This window comes from Luteibacter sp. NPDC104163 (assembly GCF_055584245.1).
Genome location: NZ_JBVJMK010000005.1, coordinates 1 through 12,723, shown reverse-complemented (window position 1 = coordinate 12,723; position 12,723 = coordinate 1). Strand labels below are relative to the sequence as shown.

At 65.9% G+C, this 12,723-nt stretch carries 10 protein-coding genes; 9 read left to right on the top strand and 1 reads right to left on the bottom strand.

Translation table 11 applies throughout. The features are described 5' to 3' along the window. Positions 1-36 precede the first annotated feature (36 nt). On the bottom strand, positions 37-483 hold the full coding sequence (locus tag ACZ6YI_RS07965; RefSeq protein WP_465778149.1) for an acetyltransferase: 447 nt from the start codon (positions 481-483) through the stop codon (positions 37-39). A gap of 295 nt (positions 484-778) precedes the next feature. Between ACZ6YI_RS07965 and pilV the strand changes: the two genes are divergently transcribed. From pilV to ACZ6YI_RS07920, 9 genes are all read left to right on the top strand, one after another. Then, positions 779-1,327, top strand: a complete 549-nt coding sequence (pilV, locus tag ACZ6YI_RS07960) for a type IV pilus modification protein PilV (RefSeq protein WP_465778148.1) — start codon at positions 779-781, stop codon at positions 1,325-1,327. Beyond that, positions 1,324-2,652, top strand: a complete 1,329-nt coding sequence (locus ACZ6YI_RS07955) for a PilW family protein (protein WP_465778147.1) — start codon at positions 1,324-1,326, stop codon at positions 2,650-2,652. Before pilV ends, ACZ6YI_RS07955 begins: the two co-directional genes overlap by 4 nt. Continuing rightward, positions 2,649-3,236 carry a pilus assembly PilX family protein gene (locus ACZ6YI_RS07950; RefSeq protein WP_465778146.1) on the top strand — a complete coding sequence of 196 codons (588 nt, stop codon included), beginning with the start codon at positions 2,649-2,651 and terminating at the stop codon, positions 3,234-3,236. Before ACZ6YI_RS07955 ends, ACZ6YI_RS07950 begins: the two co-directional genes overlap by 4 nt. An 11-nt stretch (positions 3,237-3,247) precedes the next feature. Continuing rightward, a complete protein-coding gene (locus ACZ6YI_RS07945; RefSeq protein ID WP_465778145.1) occupies positions 3,248-7,027 on the top strand; it encodes a pilus assembly protein in 3,780 nt (1,259 codons plus the stop codon). Between the two features lies 1 nt (position 7,028). Beyond that, positions 7,029-7,466 carry a type IV pilin protein gene (locus ACZ6YI_RS07940; RefSeq protein ID WP_465778144.1) on the top strand — a complete coding sequence of 146 codons (438 nt, stop codon included), beginning with the start codon at positions 7,029-7,031 and terminating at the stop codon, positions 7,464-7,466. Continuing rightward, positions 7,463-8,059 (top strand): GspH/FimT family pseudopilin, encoded by a 597-nt coding sequence (locus ACZ6YI_RS07935; protein WP_465778143.1) that lies wholly within the window; start codon positions 7,463-7,465, stop codon positions 8,057-8,059. The genes ACZ6YI_RS07940 and ACZ6YI_RS07935 overlap by 4 nt, the downstream gene beginning before the upstream one ends. A 44-nt stretch (positions 8,060-8,103) precedes the next feature. Further along, the gene (locus ACZ6YI_RS07930; protein WP_465778142.1) at positions 8,104-8,502 is read left to right on the top strand and encodes a VOC family protein; all 399 of its coding nucleotides are present in this window, start codon (positions 8,104-8,106) and stop codon (positions 8,500-8,502) included. 35 nt (positions 8,503-8,537) lie between these two features. Beyond that, positions 8,538-9,407: a class I SAM-dependent methyltransferase gene (locus tag ACZ6YI_RS07925; RefSeq protein ID WP_465778141.1), complete on the top strand. Its 870-nt coding sequence runs from the start codon at positions 8,538-8,540 to the stop codon at positions 9,405-9,407. Between the two features lie 79 nt (positions 9,408-9,486). Continuing rightward, entirely contained in the window at positions 9,487-12,552 is a 3,066-nt protein-coding gene (locus tag ACZ6YI_RS07920) for a discoidin domain-containing protein (protein WP_465778140.1), read from the top strand. The last annotated feature ends 171 nt before the right edge of the window (positions 12,553-12,723 follow it).

The following is a 12,723-nucleotide window of genomic DNA, read 5'->3' as shown; positions in this document are numbered from 1 at the left end:
CGCGCAAGCGCGCTCCCACAATAAGTCTTGTTCCTATTACGCCTCCTGCAAATGCAGTAGCGGGAACGGCCTGCCGTCGCCATCGGTCTCGGAACGTCCGGTGACGACGAACCCGCGCGCAAGATAGAAAGCCAGCGCCGCAGGATTCTGCTCATTTACGTCCACTGTCAGCGCGCCCTTGAGCGCGCGCGCATGTGCGAGCAACCGTGAACCGCCGCCCTTGCCGGCGTAGTCCGGATCGATGAAAAGCGCCTCGAGTTTCGGGCCGTCCAGGCCCATGAAACCAACCGGCGTGCCCTCTTCACCGTGCAGCACCCAGACCTCCAGCGCGACAAGCGCACCATCGCGCACGGCGGGCACGAGTGCTTCGATGTCCGCTTCAGACAGGAAGGCATGAGTCGCGCGTACCGAGCGTAACCAGAGTGCAAGCAGCGGCGCACGATCATCGGGTGTCGCTTTGCGAATGAGATATTTCGTAATCATTTGTTGCTTCATCCTATGCATGTCGTAGCAACTATCGACGCGTGTCGCGTCAACGCGCGGCTGATGTAATCGTTGAATCAAGCGCGTGTGAAAGACATGCGAATCACATTTGTGATGTTTTGATCACGCTAATCGCGTTACGTTGTAATCAGCGGCCTTTGAAATGCCGGATTTGCAGCATTCGCACCCATTCCGTGCAGGATGATGAAACCCGACGATCGATACCATGCGCTCGCCGCCTCGGTGCCTGCTCGGGGGCGTTATGCAAAGAACACACAAGCAAGCAAGGGGTTGTATGTCATCACGAGGCAGAGCCACCGGCGCCTCCCTGATCGAAGTGCTCATAGCGGTTTTGGTGTTCGGCATCGGCGTGGTCGGACTCGCGGGTCTTCTGATTATCTCATTCCGATCCAACCAGATGGGTTACCTGCGCACGCAGGCGGAATTCGTCGCCATGGGCATGGCGGATCGCATGCGGGCCAACCCACTTGGTGTCTGGTCGGGTAATTACGATTCCACGAGCTATCCGCTCACCGTCACCCAGGATTGTACGAAGGCCGCCGCGTGTACGCCGGCTCAGCTCGCCAAGCGTGACCAGGCCCAGTGGAGCGCGCAGCTGAAGACCTTTCTGCCCAACCCGGGCGCTTCCATCGCCTGCACGAAAGGCGTCACGGCCAATGCCACGCAGTTGCAGATGCGGCCACCCTACGCTGGCAACTGCGTTATGAAGATCACCTGGATCGAGCGATCCGCCACCGATAACAGCACCGCGACGGCATCCAACAGTGGCGCCGGCACGGGTAGCGTGGTGACCCGCACGTACGCCTGGAATTTCCAGCCATGAACCAGTGCAAGGCCACCCGCCGCCGACCAGCCAGTGGCATGTCCCTCATCGAACTGATGGTGGCCATGGCGCTCGGCATCCTGGTCGCGATAGGGATCGTCAACATCTTCACGACCACGTCCAGCAGCAGCCTGGTGCAGGCGCAACTCGCGCGGCTCCAGGAGGGCGGCCGGTTCGCCATCACCGCGCTCACCAATGACCTGCGCATGGCGAACGCGCAGTACTGTTCGAACATGGGTGGCGCTTCGGCGGCGCTGTCCAATGGCGCCCTGACCCTTGATCGCTACCTGCGCGCGCCGAAGGTCATCCTCTCCGGTGCCACGCTGCAATCCGCCATGCAGGATGTGACGACGTCCTGGGGCGCGACGAGTGGAACGAACACCTACCCCGCGGCGCCAACCGCGCCGTTCATCCTGCCCTCGTGGTACGGCATGCGCGGCTACGACTGCACCGCCACGGCCTGCACGCCGGTGGATCCCAAGGGTCCCTCGACCAGCACGGGGGTGATCCCGGCCCAGGGCACCGCGACCGGCAACCGCGTGTTGGGCAGCGACATCCTTACCATCCGCTACCTCAACGGTACGCGCGGCTGGACCCTCGATGGGACGGGCAGCAAGATGACCACCGCCTCGCAGGTCGTGACAAGCATCTCCCTGTCTCCGAAGACGGGTGAGCCGCCAGCCGGCGATATCAAGAGCGGCGACCTGATGATGCTTGCCGATTGCAATGCCTCCCAGGTGTTCAGCGCGAAGGTATCGGGCACCACCGTCACCGCGGATTCCAACTACACCACCCTGTCGCAACCGACGGGCGTCTCGCCGCGCCTTTTCGATTTCAACCGCGACTACCAGACCGTCACCTACTACCTGCAGGTCGTCGACGATAACAACGGCAACAAGACCGGTGCGCTGATGCGCCGACTCAACGGTGTCAGCTCGGAGGTCGTGCGCGGCGTCGAGCGACTTGACTTCCTCTATGGCGTGATGGACGCCACCGGTAACACCAGCTTCCGTTCGGCCGCCGACATCGACAGCGCGACCAGTTGCGCATCGTCCAGCCCGGGCACGCTGGGGACGGACCCCGGTTGCCTCTGGCGTTCCGTGCAGAGCATCGAAGTGCACCTGCTGATGGATGGACAGAAACCGCTATACGCCCTGAACAGCGGTGACATGCAATACCAGTATTACGGCGATACCGCGATTACCGGGCTCTCATCGCCCGACGACACCAAGCGCGTCGTCAAGCCGAGCCAGCAGGGTTTCGATAACCACATGCTGCGTCGCGAGTTCACCACGCTGGTCTCGGTGAGGAACTACAACCCATGAAGAAGGAACGCGGCGCCGTCCTCGTCATCGCCCTGATCTTCCTGCTGCTGCTGACGATCGTCGCCATCACCAGCTCGAGCCGGTCACTGCTGCAGGAGCGCCTCGCGGGTGCCCTGCGCAACGCGCAGCAGGCCGACTGGGCGGCCGAGAGCGCCCTTCGCGGCGTCGAATGGCGGATCTTCTCCGGTGATACCAGCCTGGGCTGCTACAACTCCAGCAACCCCGCGACGGTAAGCGCCAAGGCCACTGCGTTCCGCAACGCGTCCACCTGGGTTACCGATGGCGCGACCGAGTACAAGGGTGCCGCCGTCGCGATCAATTACATGGCCACGCCGACCGACGCGACGCTGGCGAGTGCCCAGCTCGCCGCGAACCCCCGGTATATCGTCGAGCTGCTCGGCCAGGACCGCGCGCCGCCGAATACCACCAGCCGGGCCGTTGAAGCCGGGTCCGGCGGCAGTACGACCGCGCGCTTCTACCTTTACCGCATCACCGCCCGCGCCACCGGCGGGGGCCCGAACAGCATCCGCGTCGTCGAGTCCACCTTCGTCACGCCCAACCTCCTCGCGTGCACGCTGAGCTGAAGGACACCGCCATGCCTCGCCCCTCCTTTTCCTGGCGCGCCCTGCTCTCCTGCCTCGCGACGCTGCTCATAGGCACGGCGGCGCAGGCCGGCACCGTGACCCTGAGCCGTACGCCGCCCGGCGTCACCTCGAAGGTGGCGCCAAACATCGTGGTGACCTTCGACGATTCCGGCTCGATGAACTCGACGTCCATTCCGGACGCGATGGATAGCTCGTACGACAAGAAGTACTACTACTCCGCCGGTGGCAACCCGATCTATTTCGATCCGACGGTCACCTATGTCGTGCCTCCGGATGCCTTCGGGCAGCCACTGGGCACGCCGACCTTCGCGGCCGCGTGGCGCGACGGCTACTGCGCCAACACGCTCAGCAAGAAGTGCTGGTCCCCGTCGGGCGGCTTGCTGGGCGCCTCGGTGTACAAGGATCCGGTCACCGTTAACCTCGGCAGCGCATTCAGCACGAATTTCCTGACCAATACCCTCGCCGGCAACTCGCCCTGCCCGCGCGATGCGAATGAACCTGGCTGGTACAGCAGCAACATCAACTGTGGTGTCCTCGAGATACCGACCAACGTGCGTGGATCGAAGACCACGGGCACGGGCATCAACAAGGTCACCACCTACGATACCGGTGCCTTCTACTACGTCTGCACCAACGGCACCGACGAGAGCAAGTGCACGTACCACCTGGTCGCCAACGAATCGGCCGCCACCCAGGCCAACTTCGCCATCTGGTACAGCTACTACCGCACCCGCAATTTCAATGCACGCGCGGCGGTGGGCCGCGTGTTCGGCGCCATTGCGGATAATGCAGTCCGGGTGAGCTGGCAGACGCTGCAAAGCCAGTCCGGGAGCGGCAGCTATTACACCAGCGCCCTGCTTTACGCCGGCCTGCCCTACGGGCCGCTCGCTACATCCAGCAAGATCCTCGAACTGGCGAACGGCAGCAGCTGCACCGCCGCCAGCACGTCGGACACGTGCTGGCGGAGCCAGTTCATGAACTGGATCTATGGCGTACCTGCAAGCGGCGGCACGCCGACCCGCGTCGCCACGATCGCGGCCGGCGAATTCTTCAAGCGCAAGCTGAGCACGACCACGCCGACCGCGCAGGATCCGTACTGGAACGGCAGTACCAGCACGCCGGGCGAACTGGCATGCCGCAAGAACTTCCACATGCTGGTGACCGACGGGTACTGGAACGGCGATTCGCCAGGCACGGTAACCCCGCCGGACAACAAGTCCATCACGCTGCCGGACAACGTCGCGTATTCGATCACCGACAACAACTCGAAGATTTACTGGAACCAGAGCGGCACGACGTCGCCGTCACTCGCCGATATCGCCTTCGCTTACTGGGCGACCGACCTGCGCACCGACCTCACCAACAACGTGCCGGCGTACTGGCCCGACCTGACGACCGGCGTGACCGCCACCAGCGCCACGGTGGACCCGACCAAGCCGGGTGCGACGCCTGAGGTCTACTTCAACCCCTCGAATGACCCGGCCACCTGGCAGCATATGTCGCAATACATGGTGACCATGGGTATCTCCGGCACGCTGGCTTACGATGCCGATTACACCGCACTACGCAAGGGCACGAAGCCGTGGCCGACGCCGGATACCAGTGGTGGCGCCGTCAACATCGATGACACCTGGCATGCGGCCGTCAACAGCCGTGGCGGTTACTTCAGCGCTGCCGATCCGACGTCGCTGGTGAACAGCCTGAGCAGCATCCTCTCCTCGGTGATCGCGAGCAGTTCGACCGCGCTGACGCTGAGCCTGAGCACGAACGTGCTGACCGCCAATGCCGTCGCCTATTACGCGGGCTACGACACGACGACCTGGGGCGGTACCTTGCAGGCGAAGACCGTCAGCGCCGCGGGTGTCGTCGGCGCCACGTTGTGGACCACCGCCGATACCCTGGACAAACGCGCCCTTGCCAGCGATCCCCGCCTCATCGCCACCAGCACGGGGCCGGGCACGGGCACCGGCACGCCCTTCGCATGGGCGAACCTGAGCACGAACGAAAAGGCGATCCTGAACTCGACCGATGGCACGGGTTCCACGGCAACCACCGATACGCTCGGCCAGCAGCGCGTCGCCTGGCTCAGTGGCACGCGGACCGGCGAAGGCAGCACCTTCCGTACGCGCGGCTCGATCATGGGGGCGGTCTTCGGATCGCAGCCGGCTTACGTGGCGCAGCCCACCGGCAACTACAGCGACAGCTTCCCCACGGGCTCACCCGAGGCCGCGGCGGTCAGCACCGACAGCTATCTCGCGTTCCTCACCAAGTGGGCAGCGCGCCCGGCCATGGTCTACGTCGGCGCGAACGACGGCATGCTGCACGCGTTCGATGCGCGCCTGGCCAGCGACGCCAACGCGACACCAGGCCGTGAGATGTGGGCTTATGTGCCTGCGAGCGTTTACCCGAACCTGCCAGCCCAGAGCAAGCTCAAAGGCTACACGTTCACTCCCACTGTCGACGGTAGCCCGGTGACCGGGGACGTGTTCTTCAATGCGGCCAATATGACGAACAACACGACCAAGGGCTGGCATACGCTGCTCGTCGGTTCGCTGCGTTACGGTGGCCGCGGCGTGTTCGGCATCGATATCACCGACCCGACCGCAACGACACTCGGTACGCCCACCGCGGTCGCGTCGAAGGTCCTGTGGGAGTTCAACAGCGATAGCGTGTCCACCGCCGGTACACCGGCCAACCTCGGATACACCTTCGGCACGCCGGTCATTGCGCGCATCGCGTGGAGCAATGCGGATACCAACAAGACGGTCGGCCGCTGGGTGGTCCTCGTTCCTGGCGGCTACTTCCCCGACGACAGTACCGTGACGGCCGCGAGCAACGCGTACAGTTCGCTTTTCATCCTGGACGCGCAGACCGGCACGCTGCTCAAGGAGATCCGCACGCCGACGGGGGCTGGCGCGACCACGAGCCACGGACTGACCACGCCCACGCTGGGCGACTACGATGGTGACCAGGTCGCGGACGTCGCGTTTGCCGGCGACCTCGATGGCAACCTGTGGCGCATCGATCTCTCCAATGCCTCGCTGAGCAGCACGACGCAGTCACAAGGCGTGAGCCTGCTGTTCAAGCCGGCCACGGCGAATGCCCAGTCGATCACCACCGCGCCACGGCTGGTGGCCGATCCCAATTCCGCCTATTTCATGGTGGTGTTCGGCACCGGCCGGTTCCTGAGTACCGCGGATACCGCGGACACCACGGCGCAGGCGATCTATGGCGTCCGCGACCCCGGGGCGAACGTGACAACGCCGATCGGCGTGGCCTCGCTGGTGGCACAGACGATGTCGGTGGATGCGACGACCGGCGCCATCGGCCTCACCAGCAACGCCGTGCCCACCACGAAATCGGGCTGGACCATCAGCCTGAACAATCCAGCCGGTGAGCGCGTCGTCGTCACGCCTGCACTGGATGCCAGCTCCGGCACGGTGACGTTCAGCACGCTCATCCCCACGGCCAATGATCCCTGCACGACATCGAGCTCGGGCTCCGTGCTGTCGGTCGACGGCACCACCGGCGGTGCCGCGTACGGTGCGTCGATCGGCACCTCGTCGTACAACCTCGGCAACGGCTTCACCCTCGCGGGCGCACGGGTCACGGGTGCGGCGACCTCGGGCGCGCTCAGCACGGCGGCCAGCCTTTCCGGCGGCCGCTCGTACATCCCGGGCCAGCCGACGGCGATCGGTGGCAATACCCCAAGCAATGCGATTCCCACCGCGCGCCGCCGCGGATGGCGCGTCCTGAACAGCGAGAACTGACATGCCCTTCTACCGCCCGCGCCGGCGCGGCTTCACCCTGGTCGAACTGATGATCACGCTGGCCGTGATGGCCATCCTCGCCGCCATCGCCTACCCGCAGTACAACCGCTACGGCTTTCGTGCGCGACGGGCGGATGGGCAGAAGCTGCTGATGGCGATCGCCAACGCCGAGGAGCGTTATTACGCCCAGCAGAACAAGTACGCGGACCTGCAGACCATCGGCTTCTCCACGACCACGACCGCGGTTTCCGATAGCGGCTACTACAAGGCCACCGTGGCAGTCAGCACGGTGAACACGTTCGCTGCGCAGGGCTTCACGGCGACCGCCGCGCCCGTAAAGGGCGGCGCGCAGGAGAAGGACGCGTGCGCCTCGCTGACGATCACCAACACGGGCGTCAAGGGCCAGTCCGGAATCACGTCGAACGGGAGTTGCTGGTGAAAGCGCGCGGCTTCTCGCTCGTGGAGCTGATGGTGGCGCTGGTGATCGGCGCCATGCTCGTGGCGATCGCCGTGCCTTCGTTCCGTACCACGATCCAGAAGCATCGCCTGCGCAGCGCGACCGATAACCTCCAGGCGGCCATCGACTATGCGCGCTCCGAGGCCGTGTTGCGCGCGACCTATGTCTCGGTATGCGCGAGCTCGGATGGCGCTACGTGCGCCGGCACGAAAACCTACGAAACGGGCTGGCTGGTCTACGCGCACCCGGTGGCGACCACCACGGCGACGGATGTCTACACGACTGACACGTCCAAGGGCATGGCCTTGTTGCGCGTGGGGACGGCGCTCAACCAGGTGTCCGCGCGCGCGTTCGATACCGGCGTGGTCACCTTCGGCCAGCAGGGCCAGCTAGAGCCGGTCGGGACGCGGACCAACGCCACGCAGCCCATGTATTTCATCCTCTGCGCCGTCACCACCGGTAGCGCGCTCCCGGGGCAGAACACGACCCGCGTGCCGGGCTCGCGCATCGGCATCAGTGCCTTCGGCGCCTCGGCTGGCACCAAGCTCAACACGACCGACACCTGCGGCACCTGACTTGCGCTACAGTCCGGCCCTGCCCCTTCCGCAGGAGAAGCCCGATGATCGACCACACTGGCGTGACCGTCAGCGATTTCGAACGCAGCAAGACCTTCTACGAGAAGGTGCTCGCCTCGATCGGGTATGAACTGCTGGCGATATTCCCCGCGACGGTGACCGGCCGCACGGATGTCGCGGGCTTCGGCGAAGGCGGCAAGTCGGATTTCTGGATTTACAAGGGCGAGCCGAATCGCCCGCCGGTGCACGTGGCATTCCGGGTGGCGTCCCGCCAGCTCGTCCACGCTTTCCACGAAGCGGCGCTGGCCCACGGTGGCCGCGACAACGGCCCGCCGGGGCCGCGCTCGCATTACCACGAGGGGTATTACGGCGGATTCGTCCTGGATCCCGACGGGCACAATATCGAAGCCGTGTTCCACGGGCACCCGCACCCGTCGGCCTGACCGGCGGCGTGGCCAGTCCGGGCCAGCTATCATGCATGGCTGGCTTCCTTCCTGGCACTCCCTTGGCGCACTACACCGGCCCCCTGCTTACCGAACCCACGGCCCAGGCCCTGCTTGCCGCGCATAAGGCCGGCGCCGGCACGTGGCAGGGATCGCTCGACCTCGGCCGCAGTGACGGCACGGCCACGCTGGATGACAGCGGCTGGACCTGGCGCGGCGAAACGTATCCGTACCCGGGCAAGGTGAAGGCCCGGACCATCTACGCATGGGACGGCTCGTCCTTTGAGCCGGTGTCGCGCTTCTCGGGCTCGCTGATCAAGCTCGTTCCCACCGAATGGGGCGTGCCGACCTTCGAGATCGATGGCATCAAGATGCTGCCCACCTCGAAGGAATCACCGCTCGACGACGCACGGCGCAAGGTCGCACTGGTTGAGCCGCGCGGCAAGATCGTGCTTGATACCTGTGGCGGGCTCGGTTATTTCGCCGCCTGCTGCCTCGACGCCGGCGTCGCGCGGATGGTGTCGTTCGAGAAAAACCCGGATGTGCTGTGGTTGCGCACGATCAACCCGTGGTCGCCCGACCCCGACGCCGCTAGCGCGGGCGGGCGGCTCGAGCTGACCCACGGCGATGTGTCCGAACGGATCACGGCTCTGGCGGACGCCTCGGTCGATGCCATCCTGCATGACCCGCCGCGCTTCGGCATCGCCGGTGAACTCTATTCGCAGGTGTTCTATAACGAACTGGCGCGTGTGCTCCGGCGCGGCGGCCGGCTGTTCCATTACACCGGCAGCCCGAACAAGCTGACCACGGGTCGGGATGTGCCCAGCGAAGTCGCTGCGCGCCTCGAGAAGGCGGGGTTCACCGCAAAGCCGGTGCTCGACGGCGTGTACGGCACGCGGCGCTGAGCGAGAACCCCATCACGCGCGAGGGCTGTGTTTCATCGCGTTACGTGATTAGGCTGTGAAACCTCCCCGGAGGTACCCCATGCGTTTGATGCTTTGCTTCTCCGTCGCGGCCCTGCTTGCGACGCCCGCACTTTCCGCCAGCCTGCCGGGACGCAGCAGCTGGCAGGCGAGCAGTTCCTCCCAGCAGGTTCCCGCCCTCGCACCCGCCCATGCGATCGATGGCGATGAAACGACCCGCTGGGGCGGATCCTTCAGCCCCGGCCAGTGGTTCCAGGTGGACCTGGGCAAGGTGGCGCGCGTCGGTGGCGTCCGCATCCATTGGGATAGCGGATTCGCCGCCTCCTACTCGATCCAGGTGTCGACCGACGGCAAGGCCTTCCATCCGGTCTACACGGTCACGGACTCACCCGGCGGCGAGGAATACCTCGTTTTCCCGGCGGAAGATGCGCGTTACGTGCGCCTGGCCGCACCGGCGCGTACCGCGGACTGGGGCGTCTCGGTGTTCGAATTCGAACCGATCGCCGCCAGCGATGCCGCGCAGGTCACGGGCCTTGCCGGCGACGGCGATGCCGCCTCGCTCTGGGCGGACGGACACCCACGCAAGGTCGGTGGAACCGGCGCGAAGCGCGAGGTCGATATCCGCCTGCCGCGCCCGCTCGACATCGCTGGCATCGAGGTGACGTGGACCGGGCCACGCCCGGCGGCCACGCTGCAGGCGAAGGATGCGTCCGGCGCATGGAAGACGATCGATAGCGACCCGGGCAACGCTGGCGAGGTGTCCTACCTGGCGGCCGATGCGCCGTTCAAGGCGACCATGCTGCGTCTCGCCCTCGATACGGGGAGCAGTGAGCCGACGATCGCGCGCCTCCGCTTCCTTGCACCCCCACGGGTGATGACACCGATGAAGCGATACCAGATCGCTGCGTCGCGTGCGAACGCCGCGCTGTTCCCGTCGTCGCTGCACATGCAGCAGGTGTACTGGACGGACGTTGGCGTGCCAGCGGGCCTGCAGAAGGCCATCTTCGATGAGTACGGCGACATCGAGCCGTTCAAGGGCGGCCCGCTGGTCCAGGCGATCTGGCGCGGTACGGATGGTAAGGCGAGCATCGCGGATAACAGTGAGCGGACGCATGCGTTGCGCGACCGGTGGAAGCCGATGCCATCGGTGGGCTGGACGGCCGCGCCCGGGCTCGCCGTGACGGCGGAAACCTTCGCCGTGCAGGACGGCGCCCAACCCGTCATCCTGCTCCGTCACCGCCTGGCGAACCAGGGGACGACGGCGATCGATGGCCGCCTGTTCCTCGTGGTGCGGCCGATCCAGGTGAATCCGCCCTGGCAGAACGGCGGCCCGTCGCCCATCCGCTCGCTCAGCGTTGGCGCCGCCAAGGTGGATGTGAACGGCCGCACGCTGCTGGTGCCGCTGGGCAAGCCCGACGCGATGGGCGCCGCACCTTTCGGTGACCACGGCGCCACGGAGATCACCTCGGCCATCGCCGCGAACCAGCTGCCACAGGCTGTATCAGTGCAGGATCCGCAGGGCCTCGCCGCGGGGGCGCTCGCCTACGACGTGCATCTCGCGCCGGGTGAAACCCGCGACGTCGTCGTGGCTTTCCCACTGGGCACGACGCCGGCGAATGCCGATGGATCGCTTCCCGAACCACCCGCGATCGACAGCACGCGGATCACCGCGGCTGCGTTCGACGCACTTGCCGGCAACGTCTCCGCCGAATGGCAGGCACGCCTGGGCAGCGTCGGCCTTTCCTTGCCCGACGAAACGCTGGTCGACATCCTGCGCTCGCAAGCCGCGTACATGCTGGTGAACCAGACGGGCCATGCGATGCAGGCGGGCCCGCGCAACTACAACCGCTCGTTCATCCGCGACGGCGCCGCCACCGCTTCGATCCTGCTGCGCATGGGTGAAGTGAAGACGGCCCGCGATTACCTGGACTGGTACGCCAGCCATGCGGTGCACGAGAACGGGCTGGTCTCGCCGATCCTCAACGCGGATGGCACGGTCAACCGCGGGTTTGGCTCGGATATCGAGTACGACAGCCAGGGCGAATTCATCAACCTGGTCGCCGACGTCGCCCGCTTCGGTGGCGGGCCCGAGGCGGTTCGCCCTTACCTGCCCAAGGTGCGCGCCGCGATGCACTTCATGCAGGAGCTGCGCGAGCGCACGATGGTGCCCGGCTACCTCGCCGACCAGCCTGCCCCGCAGCGTTTCCACGGCATCATCGCCCCTTCGATCAGCCACGAGGGCTATTCGAGCCCGACGCATAGCTACTGGGACGACTGGTGGGCCCTGAAGGGCTGGCACGATGGTGCCTGGCTCGCCGACCGGTGGGGCGACAAGGAACTGGCCGCGTATGCGCGCACGCAATATGCGGCGCTGCGTGAGTCCGTCGGTGCCTCGATCCGCGCCACCATGGCGTGGAAAGGCGTGGACACGATCCCGGCGGCGGCTGACCTCGGCGACGGTGACCCGACCAGTATTTCGATCGCCCTCGATCCCGCCGGGCAGATGGACGTGCTGCCGCATGACGCTCTGGTCACGACGTTCGACCGCTACCTGGCCGACGTGCGCAAGCGCGAGCAGCCGGGCGAACTCTTCGCGTACACGCCTTACGAACTGCGCAATGTCCTGACCTATGTCTACCTGGACCGGCCCGCGGACGCCGCGGAGCTCCTCGGCACCATCGTGCGTGACCGGCGGCCGCCCGAGTGGAACATGTGGGCCGAGGTCGTCCATTCGCGCCTGCGCCACCCGGGTTACCTCGGCGACATGCCGCACACGTGGATCGGCGCCGAATATGCCCGGCTGATCTTCGGCATGCTGATGCGCGAGGCGGACGACGGCCTGTACCTGCTGCCGGGCGCACCGCCGTCATGGGTGGCGGGCACCGGCCTGAAGGTTTCGAAACTGCCTGTCGCGTACGGCGTGCTCAACCTGTCCGCGCGCCGCCAGGGCGATACGCTCACCGTGACGCTCGACAAGGGCATCCGCGCGGGGACGGCAGTGCGGGTGTTCTGGCCAGGCCGGACGAAACCGAAGAGCGTGACCGTCGATGGCAAGCCCGCGACCACCTGGGACGCCGATGGCATCCGCCTCGACCACCCCTTCCACACACTAAAGGCAGAACTGTAGAAGACCTGATGGTGAGAAGACGTGGTTGTGGGAAGACCTGATTGTGGGAGCGGGGGTGGGGGCGGGGGGGGGGGGCGGCCAGCCCCCCCCCCCCCCCCCCCCCCCCCCCAAAACCAAGCGACCCAAAAAACATGGGTGCAAACAACCACATTGGTCAAAAACAAAGTAAAC